The sequence below is a fragment of the Psychrobacillus sp. Z16_25 genome (genome assembly GCF_056856695.1).
In genome coordinates this window covers 26,457-43,530 of sequence record NZ_JBXEOV010000007.1, presented here as the reverse complement: position 1 = coordinate 43,530, position 17,074 = coordinate 26,457, and the positions used below count along the sequence as shown (strand labels likewise).

General features: G+C 38.6%; 17 protein-coding genes. 14 read left to right on the top strand and 3 right to left on the bottom strand.

Annotated elements, in window-relative coordinates:
• Positions 1 to 172: 172 nt before the first annotated feature.
• From ccpN to AC1VU3_RS09225, 9 genes are all read left to right on the top strand, one after another.
• Positions 173 to 811, top strand: coding sequence for a transcriptional regulator CcpN (gene ccpN, locus AC1VU3_RS09265; RefSeq protein ID WP_482983341.1), 639 nt, complete (start codon positions 173 to 175; stop codon positions 809 to 811).
• A gap of 11 nt (positions 812 to 822) precedes the next feature.
• Entirely contained in the window at positions 823 to 1,632 is an 810-nt protein-coding gene (locus tag AC1VU3_RS09260) for a pyruvate, water dikinase regulatory protein (protein WP_480387648.1), read from the top strand.
• A gap of 372 nt (positions 1,633 to 2,004) precedes the next feature.
• Positions 2,005 to 3,831: a DNA primase gene (gene dnaG / locus AC1VU3_RS09255; protein ID WP_480387649.1), complete on the top strand. Its 1,827-nt coding sequence runs from the start codon at positions 2,005 to 2,007 to the stop codon at positions 3,829 to 3,831.
• A 28-nt stretch (positions 3,832 to 3,859) separates the two neighbouring features.
• Complete coding sequence (gene rpoD, locus AC1VU3_RS09250) at positions 3,860 to 4,987, top strand: RNA polymerase sigma factor RpoD (protein WP_480387650.1); 1,128 nt, start codon at positions 3,860 to 3,862, stop codon at positions 4,985 to 4,987.
• 55 nt (positions 4,988 to 5,042) lie between these two features.
• Positions 5,043 to 5,600 (top strand): hypothetical protein, encoded by a 558-nt coding sequence (locus AC1VU3_RS09245; protein WP_480387651.1) that lies wholly within the window; start codon positions 5,043 to 5,045, stop codon positions 5,598 to 5,600.
• A gap of 909 nt (positions 5,601 to 6,509) precedes the next feature.
• A complete protein-coding gene (locus AC1VU3_RS09240; protein ID WP_480387652.1) occupies positions 6,510 to 7,649 on the top strand; it encodes an acyl-CoA dehydrogenase family protein in 1,140 nt (379 codons plus the stop codon).
• A gap of 140 nt (positions 7,650 to 7,789) precedes the next feature.
• Positions 7,790 to 8,164 (top strand): cytochrome c550, encoded by a 375-nt coding sequence (gene cccA, locus AC1VU3_RS09235; protein WP_480387653.1) that lies wholly within the window; start codon positions 7,790 to 7,792, stop codon positions 8,162 to 8,164.
• Between the two features lie 495 nt (positions 8,165 to 8,659).
• Entirely contained in the window at positions 8,660 to 9,352 is a 693-nt protein-coding gene (locus tag AC1VU3_RS09230; protein WP_482983340.1) for a tRNA (adenine(22)-N(1))-methyltransferase, read from the top strand.
• Positions 9,353 to 10,471 (top strand): Nif3-like dinuclear metal center hexameric protein, encoded by a 1,119-nt coding sequence (locus AC1VU3_RS09225; RefSeq protein ID WP_482983339.1) that lies wholly within the window; start codon positions 9,353 to 9,355, stop codon positions 10,469 to 10,471.
• 64 nt (positions 10,472 to 10,535) lie between these two features.
• On the opposite strand, the gene AC1VU3_RS09220 is transcribed toward AC1VU3_RS09225, so the two are convergent.
• Together AC1VU3_RS09220 and vrrA are read right to left on the bottom strand one after the other, a co-directional pair.
• Entirely contained in the window at positions 10,536 to 11,513 is a 978-nt protein-coding gene (locus tag AC1VU3_RS09220) for a 4-hydroxy-3-methylbut-2-enyl diphosphate reductase (RefSeq protein ID WP_480387656.1), read from the bottom strand.
• Between the two features lie 67 nt (positions 11,514 to 11,580).
• A complete protein-coding gene (gene vrrA / locus AC1VU3_RS09215; RefSeq protein WP_482983338.1) occupies positions 11,581 to 12,342 on the bottom strand; it encodes a VrrA/YqfQ family protein in 762 nt (253 codons plus the stop codon).
• A gap of 104 nt (positions 12,343 to 12,446) precedes the next feature.
• Between vrrA and AC1VU3_RS09210 the strand changes: the two genes are divergently transcribed.
• Entirely contained in the window at positions 12,447 to 13,745 is a 1,299-nt protein-coding gene (locus AC1VU3_RS09210; RefSeq protein ID WP_480387658.1) for a DEAD/DEAH box helicase, read from the top strand.
• A 12-nt stretch (positions 13,746 to 13,757) separates the two neighbouring features.
• Entirely contained in the window at positions 13,758 to 14,648 is an 891-nt protein-coding gene (locus tag AC1VU3_RS09205) for a deoxyribonuclease IV (protein ID WP_482983337.1), read from the top strand.
• A gap of 19 nt (positions 14,649 to 14,667) precedes the next feature.
• Here AC1VU3_RS09205 and AC1VU3_RS09200 read toward each other — a convergent pair whose 3' ends face one another.
• Positions 14,668 to 14,928, bottom strand: a complete 261-nt coding sequence (locus tag AC1VU3_RS09200) for a hypothetical protein (protein WP_480387660.1) — start codon at positions 14,926 to 14,928, stop codon at positions 14,668 to 14,670.
• Between the two features lie 103 nt (positions 14,929 to 15,031).
• Between AC1VU3_RS09200 and AC1VU3_RS09195 the strand changes: the two genes are divergently transcribed.
• Genes AC1VU3_RS09195 through AC1VU3_RS09185 form a run of 3 tightly spaced genes read left to right on the top strand, consistent with a single transcriptional unit; the run spans position 15,032 to position 17,048 of the window.
• The gene (locus tag AC1VU3_RS09195; RefSeq protein WP_480387661.1) at positions 15,032 to 15,799 is read left to right on the top strand and encodes a metal ABC transporter ATP-binding protein; all 768 of its coding nucleotides are present in this window, start codon (positions 15,032 to 15,034) and stop codon (positions 15,797 to 15,799) included.
• A complete protein-coding gene (locus AC1VU3_RS09190) occupies positions 15,796 to 16,641 on the top strand; it encodes a metal ABC transporter permease (RefSeq protein ID WP_482983336.1) in 846 nt (281 codons plus the stop codon). Before AC1VU3_RS09195 ends, AC1VU3_RS09190 begins: the two co-directional genes overlap by 4 nt.
• Positions 16,638 to 17,048 (top strand): Fur family transcriptional regulator, encoded by a 411-nt coding sequence (locus AC1VU3_RS09185; protein ID WP_480387663.1) that lies wholly within the window; start codon positions 16,638 to 16,640, stop codon positions 17,046 to 17,048. Before AC1VU3_RS09190 ends, AC1VU3_RS09185 begins: the two co-directional genes overlap by 4 nt.
• Positions 17,049 to 17,074: the final 26 nt, after the last annotated feature.

The window sequence follows — 17,074 nt, the reverse complement described above, 5'->3', positions numbered from 1 at the left end:
GCCGCCGTTTTCCTGTAGCGTGGTCTTTCACTATCACCACTCGCTTTTCATTACAGTACTTATTATGCTCTTCATCGCTAAAATATTTATATAAATCTTATCATATGCATCTTTATTTCGCAATGAGTGGGTTAGTGTTATAATTATTTAGTACTAAGAAAAAATTGAGGCGGTGAGTCCAATCGAGCTCAACAAAAGACAAGTCGAGATTTTGGACATAGTAAAAGGAAACGGCCCTATTACAGGTGAACAAATTGCTGAACGACTTCATTTAACTAGATCTACCCTTAGACCTGATCTAGCCATTTTAACAATGGCCGGATATTTAGATGCACGACCTCGGGTAGGTTATTTTTATTCTGGAAAAAAAACAAGTCATTTAATTTCGGAAGACATAGCAAAGATGCTTGTCAAAGATTTTCAATCCATCCCGGTGGTCGTAGATGAAGGGATGACTGTTTATGATGCTATCTGCCATATGTTTTTAGAGGATGTTGGTTCTCTTTTTGTCATAGATAAGCAATCTTTATTATCAGGCGTTCTTTCCAGAAAAGATCTTCTGCGAATCAGCATAGGGAATCAAGACTTAAACAAAATTCCAGTTCATATGATTATGACTAGGATGCCGAATATTACTTACTGCTTTAAAGAAGATACGATTATTGATGTAGCAAAAAAATTAATGAGCCGGCAAATAGATTCACTACCAGTTGTACGGGAAAGTAAAGATGGGCTAGAGGTAGTGGGAAGAATAACGAAAACGAACATCACTCGTGCTTTCTTATCATTAGCTGATGATCATGATTTATAAGGAGTGAGAGAATGAGAATGCTAAACGTGTTTATTGTTTCAGATTCTATTGGGGAAACAGGTGAACTGGTTGCTAAAGCAGCTATTAGTCAATTTAGGCCGAGGCTCCAGCACACAAAGCTGAAGCGTTTTACCCACATTGATTCTCTGGATCACATAAAAGAAATAACGGAGCTTGCAAAGGAGCAAAATGCAAGTATTTTATATACATTAGTTCGTGCAGATATGCGAGATGCAATAGTGAAATATTGTAAGGAATATCAATTGCAATGTGTCGATCTTATTGGTCCCATTCTTCAAATTTTGGAAAAGCAATTAGACGAAAAACCTTTTGAAGAGCCAGGGTTAGTGAGAAAGCTAGATGAGGACTATTTCAAAAAGATTGAGGCGGTTGAATTTGCAGTAAAGTATGATGATGGTAGAGATCCAAGAGGGCTACTCCAAGCAGACATCGTGCTTATTGGCGTTTCACGTACCTCTAAAACGCCACTTTCTCAATACTTGGCTAATAAAAGATATAAGGTTGCAAATGTTCCACTTGTACCTGAAGTAGAGCCACCAGAGGAGCTATTTCAAATTGACCCGGACAAATGTTTTGGGCTTGTCACTACTCCTGAAAAACTAAATTTTATCCGCAAGGAAAGATTACTAGCAATTGGCTTAAATGAAGAAGCCAGCTATGCAAAAATTGAAAGAATCCAGGAGGAAATTGTTCACTTTGATAGAATAGTTAATAAGATAGGCTGTAGAGTGATTGATGTAACGAATAGAGCAGTAGAAGAAACTGCAAATCTTATTATAAATCATGTGCAGCAAAGATAGCTTTTTACCGTAATTGATTATTCCTAAAGAAGCTATGATAATTGTTGTTTCGTTAGCAGAAAAGAATTGAGAGGAGGTACCTGTATTCAGTTACCTTCTTTGTTAATGTTTAAGCTTTGTCCAGTTTAACGAGGTCTCCTGTCGATTCATCTCATTCTTGTAGTCTGTCATATAATTATTGGAAACCTATTATTATTTTTGGCTTTCTAGGATAAATAAAATAATAGATTAATATAATAAAATGTTTTATAATATTTATTTGTGGAAAAAGGAAATAGAATATTTTTTTATGAATTATTTTGTCGATTCTTGCAGGATTTTTCTATGATTTATCGAATAAATTAAATGTAGCAAGAAAAGATGGTGAAAACCTTGACAACTCGTATAGACGAACAAGTAATCGAACAAGTTAGAAATAGTAATGATATTGTAGATGTAATTAGTGAGTATGTTCAGCTTACGAAAAGAGGTAGAAATTTCTTTGGATTATGTCCATTTCATGGAGAACAGACACCCTCGTTTTCAGTTACCCAAGAGAAGCAGATTTTTCATTGCTTCGGCTGTGGTGCAGGGGGAAATGTGATTACATTTCTTATGGACATCGAAAACTTATCTTTTCACGAGGCAGTAAGTAAGCTCGGAAATAGAGTAGGGCTAATGGTAGAAGGAGTTTCCAATGGTCATTCCGTATCAAAAGCCGTCTCTAAGGAAGAGACGATGATGAAGCAAGCACATGAATTTGCGAGCGAGTATTATCATCACCTATTACTGAATACTGTGGAAGGAGAGAGTGCATTAAATTATCTCTTAGAAAGAGGGTTTTCTACGGAGCTCATCGAAAAGTATAAAATAGGCTGGTCTCTTCCTAGCTGGGATGCTCTTACTACGTTATTAGAGCGGAAAGGTATGGATTTACAACAAATTGAGAAAACTGGTCTTATTATAAGAAAAGAAAATGAGTTAAAGTATTTTGATCGTTTTAGAGGCCGCATAATGTTTCCGGTGTTTGATGAAACGGGTCATGTAATTGCGTTTTCTGGAAGAATCCTCGAGAAAAGGGAAAATGAAGCCAAGTATTTAAATAGTCCGGAATCTCCTATCTTTCAAAAAAGCCAGGTCCTCTATAATCTAGATAAGGCCAGATTAGATATTCGAAAAGAGCGAGCAGTGGTTATTTTTGAAGGTTTTTTAGATGTTATAGCTGCTTCAAAGGCAGGAGTCAATAATTCTGTTGCAACAATGGGAACAGCGTTGACGTCTCAACATATAACAAAGCTAAACAGACTAACCTCTCAGGTGACACTTTGTTACGATGGAGATCGAGCTGGGATGGAGGCTGCTAGAAGAGCTGCCACTACACTTCAAGCTCAAGGTATTCAAACAGAGATTGCTCTAATACCGGATGCCATGGATCCAGATGACTATATTAAGCATTATGGTCCCGAGGCTTTTCGAACGAAAATCATAGAGAAACCTCATTCCTATCTTTCATTTATGATGATTGTCTTAAAGAAGGACAAAAATTTTAATAATGAGAATGATACATTACAGTATATTCAAGAAATATTGGAAATACTGAGCGATAGAAGCTCAACCGTAGAAAGAGACTTGTATGTAAGACAGCTTTCTCAAGAAACAAACGTTTCAGAAGAAGCAATTTATCAACATCTACGTAAAATTCAAGGGAAAAAAGCAAAGGTTTCTAAAGATGAGCAAAGCTTATCTAAGCCGGTTTCTATAGAAACTTTAAAACAAAGTCGTACCCTTTCTGCAGATGAAAGAGCTGAGAGAATATTACTTTCCCATATGCTCCACAATCCCCAGATAATTGATATGGTACGTAATCATATAGAGGACCAGTGCTTTATACGAGATGCCTATGAAGCTTCATATGTCCGTTTGATGGGATTTTATGAAGACTATCCAGATGGTGATTATCAACGATTTTTAGAAGTTTTAAACGATGCGGAACTTAGAAAAATTGTAATGGAAGCAGCGCTCTCAGAACGTGATCCAGACCATGAAAAAGAGGAAGTCATGGACTGTTTGCGCCATATTAGAAAATACCGGATAGAGCAACAGATAGAACGCAAATTACAAGAAGCAAGAGAAGCAGAAAAAATGACTGATATAGCAAAAGCGCTACAATTAGCTCAAGAGGCTATCCAATTGAGAAAATCATTAGCGACTTTTGAGTAACAATCCGGTAGTAAAAGGAGGAATTCTTATGGCGGACAAGTCTGAACGTACAAAAGAAACTGATATTGAATTATCATTAGAGGAAGCAAAAAAACAACTGATTGAATTAGGTAAAAAAAATGGTGAGGTTACTTACCAAGATATAGCAGAAAAGCTTGCAAACTTTGATTTAGAATCCGACCAAATTGAAGAGTTTATCGACAATTTGGAAGGCAGAGGAATTGAGCTTGGAAGAAAAGACGGGGATGAAGAGGATTTAGACCGTCTGATGAAAGGGAAAGAAGAAGAGACATTTGACTTGAATGATTTAAGTGTACCACCAGGTGTGAAAATTAACGATCCTGTTCGTATGTACTTAAAAGAAATCGGTCGAGTGGATCTATTAAAGGCTTCTGAAGAGATTGCGCTTGCGGAACGTATTGAACAAGGTGACGAGGAAGCGAGAAAACGTTTAGCAGAGGCTAATCTTCGACTAGTAGTAAGTATTGCGAAGAGATATGTTGGACGTGGGATGTTGTTCCTAGACTTAATTCAGGAAGGTAACATGGGATTAATCAAAGCAGTGGAAAAATTTGACCATAGAAAAGGATTTAAATTTAGTACGTATGCTACTTGGTGGATTAGACAAGCAATAACTCGTGCTATCGCTGACCAAGCAAGAACTATTCGTATTCCGGTTCATATGGTGGAAACAATCAATAAGCTTATCCGTGTACAACGCCAATTATTGCAGGACTTAGGAAGAGAGCCTTCTCCAGAGGAAATTGGAGAAGAGATGGACTTACCAGCTGAAAAGGTAAGAGAAATACTAAAAATAGCTCAAGAGCCTGTTTCCTTAGAAACACCAATTGGAGAAGAAGACGATTCTCATTTAGGTGATTTTATCGAGGATGCTGATGCACAATCTCCATCAGATCATGCAGCTTACGAGCTTTTAAAAGAACAACTAGAAGATGTATTAGATACTCTAACAGATAGAGAAGAAAATGTTCTTCGTTTACGATTTGGTTTAGATGATGGTAGAACGCGTACTTTAGAAGAAGTAGGAAAAGTGTTTGGCGTTACGAGAGAACGTATTCGTCAAATAGAAGCGAAGGCTTTAAGAAAGCTACGTCATCCTTCTAGAAGTAAACGATTAAAAGATTTCTTAGAATAGAAAAAAGACATCCTTGCTTGAAGGATGTCTTTTTTCCAATGGAATGAGGAAAGCTATGTCCGAGCAACGAAAAAAAATTATCTTAAATGAAATTGCGTTCTGGAAACAAAATAAGCTTTTGCCTGAGCACTACTGTGATTTTTTAATAACTCTTTATGCACAAGGAGAAATGGAAGAGCAAAACGAACCACTAGCACAAAAATCCATTCTTCAGAAAAAGAGAAGTAAGCTGGCATTATTCTTGCTTATTGTAGGAGGTCTGTTGACGACCTCTATTATAGCCGCCATCTTTCTAACATCTAATGCAATTGCACCTATCATCCTAGCGATTTTCACTATTATCTTTTTTCTTGTTTTTGCTATTAGACATAAAAAGAGCTCTACTATCAAAACTATTTTACTAATATTATCCGCCCTACTACTATTAGCTGTGTCCTTCAAGTGCTGGGAAAGTTATTTCTCAGAAAGCTCGACTGCATTACTTGTCATATTAATTACAAATTGTCTCTCATGGCTGGCAGCTGGTTTCTGGTTAAAGCTAATTTATTTTACTATCTCGGGAATACTAGGATGCATAGTCATCTTTATTTATACGATCGTTTTGTTTACTTAGGACACTAAGAAAGAATATAAAAATTTGGGAAATAGAAAGAACGAATGCTAAGATAAGTTTTTGATATACATAAATATAGATTTAGTACTTATGATTCTCTTAGGGTTATTACTGGCTTGCCTTTGGTGAGGGAAAACTAAGAACGTCACATCGTGTGACAACGTTTTCCTGACCAACATCCTGTTGGCCTCCGACGCAGCGGAGATCAGTGCAAAGAAATACTTTGTTAGAGGTAGGGAATAAATCTCTCATTTCTGATGGATTATATTTTGGGACTTATTAGACAAGAAGGAGCTTAACTATGGTAACACTATTGGTTCGTAGCAGCATCGGCGACTCCTACAGGATGAGGGAGTCTGGTAAGCCATAGCAACGGCACGCGTAGCGTTCGGCTATGGCTTACCGCTCACCCTGTGGAAAGCGTCCGACGCAGCGGAGAACCAGTCAGCGGAACCCTAGGCTCAAAAAACAAGAAAGCACGTCCAACGCTTTTGCGTGCCGCTGATTTGGAGTGGTCGATGCTGCTTCTAACCTTCATTCTCCTTTTGGAAGTTGGTATTTCTCTTCAATAGATTCCAACTGCATTCTTCTTTTCTCTCTTAGTTCCTTTATCCGTTACTCAAAGTCTTGGCCACTCTTTCTTTTCTCTATGATTTTTTTCTTTAACGAATCATACCTGTCCATAAAAAATTCTCCTTTTCATTTGTATAGACTTCCTGCAATTGTTAAAGATCCTCTAGCATTGCTCTACAACTCTATTTCTTTAGTATATGGTTCATCTGAATCCTCTCCCTGTATATGCGACAAATTTCTCAATCATTTTCTCGTTCATTTAAAATCTGCCAATATTTTATTTATTTAGTATAATGTTCTTGTAAGCGTTTTTATTTACAAAGGGGATGAAGAAAAATGAATTATGATTTAACGCAAGAACAACAAATGATTAAACGTACGATTAAGGAATTTGCTGATGAAGTGGTTGCTCCTGGAGCAATCGAAAGGGATCGTACGAAAGCCTTTCCAAAAGAAATCTTCAAACAGTTAGCCGACATGGGGATGATGGGGCTACCATTTGCAGAAGAATATGGTGGAGCGGGTGCTGATACGGTAAGCTTTGCCATTGTAACGGAGGAATTAAGTAGAGCATGTGCGTCAACTGGAATTACCTATTCTGCTCATATCTCCTTAGGGGGAGCGCCATTAAACTTATTTGGTACGGAAGAACAAAAACAAAAGTATCTCGTACCAATTTGTACAGGGGAGTCCTTTGGGGCTTTTGGGCTTACAGAGCCAAATGCAGGATCTGATGCAGGGGGAACACAGACAACTGCAAAAGTGGATGGAAATGACTATGTCATAAATGGAAATAAATCATTTATCACAAATGCTAGCTATGCAAAGCATTTGGCTTTAACCGCAATTACGGACATTAAGGATGGGAAAAAGGAAATCTCCGCAATTATTGTGCCAACAGATGCGGAAGGCTTTAAGGTGATTGATAATTATGAGAAAATGGGGCTGAATGCCTCCAATACAACTGAATTAGTGATTGACAATGTAAGAGTTCCTCAAGAAAATCTATTAGGGAAAAAAGGGGAGGGCTTTAAGCAGTTCTTAGTTACCTTAGATGGCGGACGTATTGGGATAGGCGCGATGGCAGTAGGTATTGCTCAAGCAGCTTTTGAGCGAGCACTCCAATATTCAAAAGAGCGCAAACAATTTGGTAAGACATTATCAGAGTTCCAGGTTACTCAATTTAAGCTTGCAGATATGGCGATGAAAATTGAGCTTGCAAGAAATATGGTATATAAAGCAGCTTGGTTGAAGGATCAAGGCAGAGCGTTCGGCAAGGAAGCATCTATGTGTAAGCTGTATGCTTCGGAGATTGCGATGGAGGTTGCTGATCAGGCTGTTCAAATTCACGGGGGCTATGGTTATATGAAAGAATACGAAGTGGAACGATATATGAGAGATGCTAAGTTACTAGAAATCGGGGAAGGAACCTCAGAAGTACAACGTATGGTGATAGCAAGACATATTGGCTGCTAACTCCCGTAAATATGTCGAATTTGTCACAATACTAGAAAAGTTACCTGTTAATGCTTTCCGTTTTTTGTAGAATGAAGTACAATATTATTGTTGACTAATTCTATAATAGAATTCATGTATTTAAAGAGGGAGGGTTAACTATGCAAAAAAATCCAATAATTCCATTTATCTTAATTATGGCATTTGGTATCGGTCTAATATTCTTCTTATCTATCGATGGTGTTGGAAATAAGCAAGAAATTGCCGAACATAGCGAAGAAGCAGGAGAAGGCGGCGATGACCAAGCTTCTGCAGAAGAATTTGATCCTGAAGCTTTTGCTCAGCAAAAATGTATTAACTGTCATGGTAATACGTACGAAGGCGTTGGACCCAATCCATCTCTAGTGGCTACTCAGCTATCTGAAGAAGAAATACAAGATGTGCTTGCAAATGGTAAAGGTAACATGCCAGCTAAAATAGTTCCACAAGAGAACATAGAAGAAATGGCTGCTTGGGTTAAATCACTAGGCGAATAAGAATAAGATAGAAGACCTTGATTCTGTATTGAATCAGGGTCTTTTTTTATATATGTATGTATTTCTTAGGAGATTACGATAGATAAATTGCTAAAAAAGAGGAGGGAATTCCAGTAGGGTGTTTTGCTTTTTAGGGTTTGAGCAGTATTTACTCTTAGATAGCGATTGGTTACTCTCGTTAAGATGAGGCTTATTCTTGTTTAGATGGTATTTATTCTCGGATAAAGAGGATTTACTCTCATAGAGGCGCAATACTCTCGTATGCCATGATTTTACTCTCGCTTAGCTCCAATCTTCTCTCGCTTATCCACCAGCCTCAATCCTTTAACGAATCGACAGTTGACGGTAGATTTGACTCTAGCAGTGGGCCAGCTCTGAATAACATCGGATGCAAGGATTAAAATAACGTGTAGGGTGGATTGGTTTCTTATCCTATGCTTGTGTCAACAGGCGTTCCTTATTCTTTTTTGCTATAATAAGCTGGAGGTGTTGAAAGTGAATGCAAAGAATTTATCAGATCGACTTAAAAAGGTTGCATCCTTTGTCGAAAAAAATACGGTTCTCGCGGATATAGGTAGTGATCATGCTTATTTGCCATGCTATTTGGTACATACAAATGTGATAAGTAAGGCGATAGCTGGTGAGGTCGTAAAAGGACCATTTGAATCAGCCAAAAAGCAAGTAAAGAATGAGGGCTTAGAAGAAAATATAAGCGTCCGCTTAGGTAATGGACTTGAAGTAATAAGCAAAGAAGACCACGTAGAAACGATTACGATTGCGGGTATGGGTGGTCCACTGATCACCTCCATACTGGAAGCTGGAAAAGAGAAGCTTGATTCTGTCGAAACGCTTATACTTCAGCCAAATATCCATGCAAAGGTTATACGAGAGTGGGCATTAAAAGAAGACTGGAAAATAACGCAGGAAGCTATCTTAGAGGAAAATGAAAAAATTTATGAAATACTGGTATTAGAACGTGGAAAAATGAAGCTTACAGATAGTGAATTACTTTTGGGGCCATTTTTAATGAAGGAAAATTCCCCTATTTTTCAAAAGAAGTGGTCTACTGAGCGAAAAGAGTGGGAACGTATAAAAGAACAGCTTCAAAAAATCCCTTCTTCCAAAGAGGTATTAGAGAAAATAGAGGAGCTGGATACTAAAATATCATTTGTAAAGGAGCTGCTATAAATGAAACCAGCAAATGGACAGCATATTATCTCTATATTTGAGCGTTGGGCACCAAAAAGCCTTGCAGTAGAAGGGGATCCAGTTGGTCTGCAGGTCGGAACTCTAAATAAGCAAATTAATAAAGTGTTAGTCACACTTGATGTGAATATGGCTGTAGTGGATGAGGCTATTGAGCAAGGGTGTGAATTAATAATCGCTCATCATCCTCCGATTTATACAAAGTTAAAAAACTTGCGTACAGATCTTCCGCAAGGAGCATTAATAGAAAAGCTAATTAAACATGATATTGCTGTGTATGCAGCTCATACCAATTTAGACATAGCAACAGGAGGAGTGAACGACCTACTCGCTCAAAAGCTAGAGCTCGAAAATATTCAAATCATGGAGGAAACAACAGCAGAAAAGCTGATGAATTTAATTGTATTTACGCCAAAGGAATCTACTGAAAAGGTGCGAAATGCCTTGGCAGAAGCTGGAGCAGGACATATCGGCGATTATGACAGCTGCTCTTATACAACAGCAGGGCATGGTAGATTCCGACCTTTAAGTGATGCAGACCCATATATTGGAGAAGCAAATGAGCTAACTATAGTGGAAGAGGATAAGGTAGAGGTGGTCTTTCCTGCGGCTATTAAAAATAAAGTGCTAAAGGCATTATTAACAAATCATCCATATGAGGAACCTGCATATAACCTAATTGCTTTAGAAACAGAAATAAATAAAAAAGGATTAGGTAGAGTAGGAATGCTACCTAAAGCTATGCAACTAAAAGAGTATGCGGAAAAGGTTAAATCTCAACTTGGTGTGCCTTTTGTTCGAGTAGTGGGGGACTTGAATAGAGAAGTAAAAAAGGTTGCTGTCCTTGGAGGGGATGGCAACAAATATATCCAAACTGCTAAGAGAGCAGGTGCAGATGTGTTTATTACGGGAGATCTTTATTTTCATGTAGCGCATGATGCATTGGCAATAGATTTGGCTGTAATCGATCCTGGACATCATATAGAGCAAGTGATGAAGCAAGGAGTGGCTAATTACATGAACGAGAAATGTGAAAAGAAAAAGCTTTCTGTTCAATTTATTGCCTCTCAACTTTCTACTGAGCCCTTTCAGTTGATATAAGCTGTTAAAAAAGGAAGAAGCACTTACGATTCATAAAGAACGTAAGTGCTTTTTGTGTGTCATTTTATTTCATTGTATATGGCTCGATTCGATCCACAGGCTTCGGTACTTTTATTTTAGGTAGTATTTTATCTGCTGTTACCTTTTTGGTTGTATCGTGTGTGGAAGGATCATTCGGGTCATATTTTTCTAAGAACTGGATAACTTCCTTCACAATTGGAGTTGGAGTGGAAGCACCTGCAGTCACTGCAACATGGTTTACATTTTCAAGCCACTCTAGTTTCAGTTCCGAAATATCCCCAATCCTATAAGAAGGTGTGCCAGCTATTTCCTCAGACACTTGAGTTAAACGATTAGAGTTGTTGCTCATTGGGTCGCCTACTACAATTAGTAAATCAGCTCCACCTGCTTGCTCTGCAACAGCCTCTTGTCGTACTTGTGTAGCTAGGCAAATTTCTTTATGCACTTCAATATGAGGATATTTTTCCTTTAATTTATCCATTAAATGAGCAACATCCCATTGTGACATCGTTGTTTGATTGGTTACTAGCAATTTATCATTTTGTAGATTTAGACTTTCAATGTCGTCTAAATTTTGGACTAAATGTACGTGAGAGGGAGCAACACCGATTGCACCTTCTGGTTCAGGATGTCCCTTTTTCCCAATATATATAATATCAAAGCCTTCTGCCGTTTTTTCTTTAATAAGATCATGGGTAACTGTCACATCCGGGCAAGTAGCATCTATTGATACTAATCCCTTTTTTCTAGCTAGTTCCTTTACTTCTGGTGACACCCCATGCGCTGTGAAGATAACAGTTCCTGTTTCAACTTTATTTAAAATATCTAAGCGGTTTGCACCATCAAGCGTAATAATCCCATCCTGTTCAAAGGCATCGGTTACATGCTTGTTGTGTACAATCATTCCAAGTATATAAATAGGCCGTGGGAGAGATGTATCTAAAGCTGCATTTCTAGCAATCACCATTGCATCTACAACTCCATAACAATATCCTCGGGGCGTAATTTTTTGTACAATCATTCATAGAAACTCCCTTCCATACGAGCATACTCCTATTATAACGGAGCAAAGGGAGTATTACAAAGCATTAAAATGGTGGCTGGAAAATCCGTGGAAGCGAGACACCAGTTGATATTGGTGCTGCTGCCGCTCTTGTGACTGGAGCTGCAGCTGCTGCAGCGGTAGTCGTGGCTGCTGCTGTCGCAGCCCCTGCAGCTGGTGCAGCCGAGAAGCCTCTATATAATTTCAATAGAGCTGGAACATTTTGAAACATAGGTGCCCATTGCTTTACCATAGGGGTAAGCTGTTGGGCTGTGTTAATAAATTTGTCCGCTGTTTGTAAATAAGACATTGCTTTTGAGCCTAAGCCACTTGTTGCTCCTGCAAGGCCAGCGGTTCCAGCTGCTGCGGTGGCACCTGCAACATTCGCAGCCCCTTGCTGGAAGCCACCAAAGGCCCCATTAGGAGGGAATCCAGCATTAGGAGGTTGTGGGGCGAATCCACCCGGTGCTCCCATTTGATTAGGTCCTCCAAAGAAACCTCCGGATGGAGAGAATCCTCCATTGCTTGGTGGTTGCATTGAACCTGTACTAGGTGCTTGCATTGGCCCTGTGTTTGGTGTTTGACCTCCACCTCTTGATTGAGAAAATTGACTAAAAAAGTTTGTTAAAGGACCACTGACCTGTGTATTTGTTCCACCTGAGCTTGTAGGAAAAACTGGTGGCGAGAAATTTGGTGGTGAAAAATTTTGGGGCGGAGGACTATTAGGTATAGTACCTGTATTTCCAGGATTTCCGAACATAAAATTATTACCTCGTTGTGCAAACGGGTAAAAAGATTGATAACGCAATTTTTTTCATCTCCTTTCGCGCATACAGACTAATCTATACTATGCAAATTTCACGTTTTATGTACAATCGTGTTACAATAAAGAAATGCAAGGGAGGGACTCGAATGTCCAAATATACAGATTATAATTTTCAGCCTTTTTTACAAAGCGCTATTGAAAAACTCGGGTTTACAGAACCAACACCTATTCAAAAGGAAATCATACCTTTAGTCTTAAAAGGAAAAAGTGCGATTGGTCAAGCTCATACTGGAACAGGTAAAACACATAGCTTCTTGATTCCAATTGTAGAGAAAATAGATGTGGAGAGACAAGAATTACAGGCTATTATCACCTCTCCGACTAGAGAGCTTGCCACACAGATATTTAAAGAATTAGGGAAATTAATTGAAGGTACAGAGATACAGGCAAAGCTCTTCATCGGAGGTACTGATAAGGCTAGAGCAATTGATAAGCTTAAAGTTCAGCCTCAAATTGTCGTTGGAACTCCAGGCCGACTTCGAGATCTTACAATGGAGCAGGCACTTCTTGTACACACGGCAAATACTTTGGTGATAGACGAAGCAGATTTAGCATTTGATCTAGGATTCATTAATGAGATAGACCAATTTGCCTCTAAAATGCCAGAACAGCTAGAGATGTTTGTATTTTCAGCTACTATCCCTGAAAAGCTTCAGCCATTCTTAAAAAAATATATGGACTCGCCTGTGCATATAAAAATTGGTGACAAAAGACCAGTGGCTGAAGGAATTGAATTCACTGTTGTGCCTGTTCGAAGCAAATCAAGGAAAAAAAGATTACTGGAAGTTCTAGAAGGAATTAATCCATACTTAGCGATAATCTTTACAAACACTAAGCAGAATGCGGATGAGGTTGCTAATTACCTTCAAGGCAATGGTGTGAAGGTTGGGCTAATTCATGGTGATGTGTCACCCCGCGAAAGAAAAAGAGTGATGAAACAAATTCATGATTTAGAATTTCAGTATATTGTAGCCACTGATTTAGCTTCTCGTGGTATTGATATACCTGGGGTAAGCCATGTCATCAATTATGAAATACCAGACGACCTAGAATTCTTCGTCCACCGGGTAGGAAGAACCGCTCGAGCAGGAATGACAGGACTAGCAATCACTTTATACGAGCCATCTGATGAGGATGCATTAGTTCGTATAGAAAAAATGGGCATCACCTTTGAGCATAAGGATGTGAAAAATGGTGAGTGGTCCGAGCTAAAAGAAAGACATTCTCGTAAAAATCGCGCAAAAGTTGAAAACGAGATAGATGCAAAAGCGAAGTCAATGGTTCGAAAGCCGAAAAAAGTGAAGCCCGGCTATAAACGAAACATGAAATGGGAAATGGATAAAATTAAAAAGAGAGAACGTCGGATTAAAAACCGTAATAAATAGGGGGATTTACCTATGTTGTTAGGATCACATGTATCCATGAGTGGAAAGGACATGCTGCTAGGCTCTAGCATGGAGGCTGCTTCCTATGGTGCAAATACCTTTATGATTTATACGGGTGCACCTCAAAATACTCGTAGGAAAGCAATTGAAGAATTAAATATAGCAGCTGGGCTGCAGCATATGAAGGAAAACGGTATTTCTAACATTGTAGTCCATGCTCCTTATATTATTAATCTAGGAAACACAACGAAGCCTGAAACGTTCCAGCTTGGCGTAGAATTTTTACAAAAGGAAGTAGAGCGGACTGCTGCTTTAGGGGCTAACCAAATTGTCCTCCATCCAGGAGCACATGTTGGGGCAGGAGCAGATGTAGGTATCCAAAAGATTATAGAAGGACTTAACGAGGTATTAAGCACAGAATATCCAGTCCAAATCGCCTTGGAAACAATGGCCGGAAAAGGCTCAGAATGTGGACGATCCTTTGAGGAACTTGCTCAAATTCTAGATGGTGTAAGGAATAATCATCGAATATCTATCTGCTTGGATACGTGTCATGTTCATGATGCTGGTTATGATATCAAAAATGATTTTGATGGCGTACTTCATCAGTTTGATAAAACGATAGGTATTGATCGTTTAAAGGTATTGCACATTAATGACAGTAAAAATGTTTGTGGAGCTGGGAAGGACCGTCATGAAAATATCGGTTTTGGAGAAATTGGCTTTGATGCCCTTTCCTATATAGTCCATCATCCACAATTAACGGAAATACCTAAAATTCTTGAAACGCCTTTTGTAGGAGCAGATGCCAAAAACAAGAAAGCTCCATATAAGCATGAAATTGACATGCTGCGAACAAAATCTTTCAATCCAAAGGTGTTTGAAGAGCTACTAACTGTATAAACTATTAAAGGCCCCTCGCTTATTGGAAAGCGGAGGGACCTTTTTCTTTTAGTTCTTGATACAGAGCATATGCTCTTTTCTCACCTAAAATTTTTATGAGCTTTTGTTGAATTGCTTGGGGTACACCCAGGACTAGCCAAGTAATCGAAATCTCTTGAAGCAAGGGATGAACGCCTTCAATTTCTTTATCTGTAAGCTTCACATCGAAGCCTTTCAAAATTTTTTTAAATTCTTTTTTGGAGCAATTTTGTAATTGATGGATTAGTCTGCCAATATCCATTTATTCATCCTTTCAAACATAATTATTTACATACGGACTCGAATAAATTATACTTAGTTTTTGTAAATCGTAATCATTCTGAATTGGAATTGAGGAAAAATATATGTCTCAACCATTAATTGAGCTACACGACATATCATATAAATATGAACAAACACAAGCACTATTAAATATAAATCTGACAGTAATGGAAGGAGATTTCCTTGCTATTATTGGTCCCAATGGTTCTGGTAAGTCCACTTTACTAAAAATTATACTGGGCTTATTGAAGCCGACAACCGGTAACGTACTTTTATTAGGTAAACCGGCAACCCAGTTTAGGGAGAGGGAATGTATTGGCTATGTCTCTCAAAAATCAAATTCCTTTAATACTGGCTTTCCGGCTACGGTAGGAGAAGTAGTGAGAAGTGGGTTGGTTAAAAAGACCGGACTGTTCCGTCTGTTTCCGAAAGATGTCACATTACAAGTTAGACATGCACTGAAAGCTGTTGGCATGGAAGACTATGTGAATAGAAATATTGGGGAACTATCCGGCGGGCAACAGCAACGAGTATTTATTGCAAGAGCGTTAATAAGCAATCCTAAGATCCTAATATTAGACGAGCCGACAGTAGGGGTAGATAGTAAAAATGTCCGTTCGTTTTATAATATGCTTCTACATTTAAATAAGGAACATAATATTACGATTATCCTGGTAACGCATGATGTAGATGCGGTATCCACAAGTATCAGCCATGTTGCTTGTTTAAATCAAACCATTCATTTCCACGGATACAAGCAGGAGATGGAAACAATGAGTGAAGAGCAACGTGAAGCATGGTACGGTCATTCCGTTCGCCGGGTAGAGCATCAGAAGGAGGTGCGGAAATGATTGATTCTATTTTTCAATATGAGTTTTTACAAAATGCTTTTGCATCAGGATTAATCATTGGAATCATCGCACCACTTTTAGGCGTGTTTATCGTAGTTCGGAGACTTTCTTTAATTGCAGATGCGTTAAGTCACGTTACTTTAGCTGGAATAGCTGGCAGCCTTTACTTAAGTCAATCTGTAGCGTCACTAAGCTTATTAAATCCATTATATTTAGGGATTGCAGCTTCCGTCACAGGCTCCCTTTTTATTGAGCGACTACGAAGTTGGTATAAGCATTATGAGGAATTGGCAATACCGATTATTATGTCAGCAGGTCTTGGTTTAGGGGCAATCTTTATCTCGCTAGCGGAAGGTTTCAGCTCAGATTTAATGAGCTATCTATTTGGTTCGGTGTCTGCGGTAAGTAGACAGGATTTGTGGATAATTGTTCTGATAGCAGTTCTCGTCTTCTTATTTTTAGGCCTGCTGTACAAAGAGCTATTTGTGTTATCTTTTGATGAAGAGTATTCAAAGGCATCTGGTTTGCCTGCTAAGTGGATCCATGTGCTATTTATGATTATTACTGCTCTAGTAATAGCCGGATCGATGAGAATTGTCGGAATCTTATTGGTTTCCTCTCTTATGACTTTACCAGTGGCTGCTGCCATGAGACTATCTAAAAGCTTTAAGCAAGCACTTTTGCTCTCGGTTCTTTTTGGAGAGCTTTCCGTCATCATTGGTTTAGTAAGTGCTTTCTATTTAGACTTGGCACCTGGCGGGACGATTGTTGTTACCTCCATAGTAATCCTGCTACTTGCCATTCTTTTTCAGAAGAAGGCGAAAGGGGCGTTAACGGCATGAATTTAGAAAGGGCATGGGAGATCTTAAAAAATGAAGGCTTTAAAAAAACGGATAAGAGAGAACGCATCTTGGTTCTTTTTTCGAATACCTCCAAATATATTACAGCAAGGGACATCTTAGATGTAATGAAAGCTGAATATCCAGGAATGAGCTATGATACAATCTATCGAAATCTCAGCACCTTCGTTGAGCTTGGTATATTAGAAGAAACAGAGTTAAACGGGGAAAAACACTTCCGTATGCAATGTGAGGTTGATCATCATCACCATCATTTTATCTGCATGAGCTGCGGAAACATTAAAGAAATTAGTTTTTGTCCAATGGAAGTTCTCCAGAATGCCATACCAGGTTATCAAATAGAGAATCATAAATTTGAGATATACGGCAACTGTCCAAACTGCCATTAAGAAAAGGCAATCCAGGGGTAATGAAA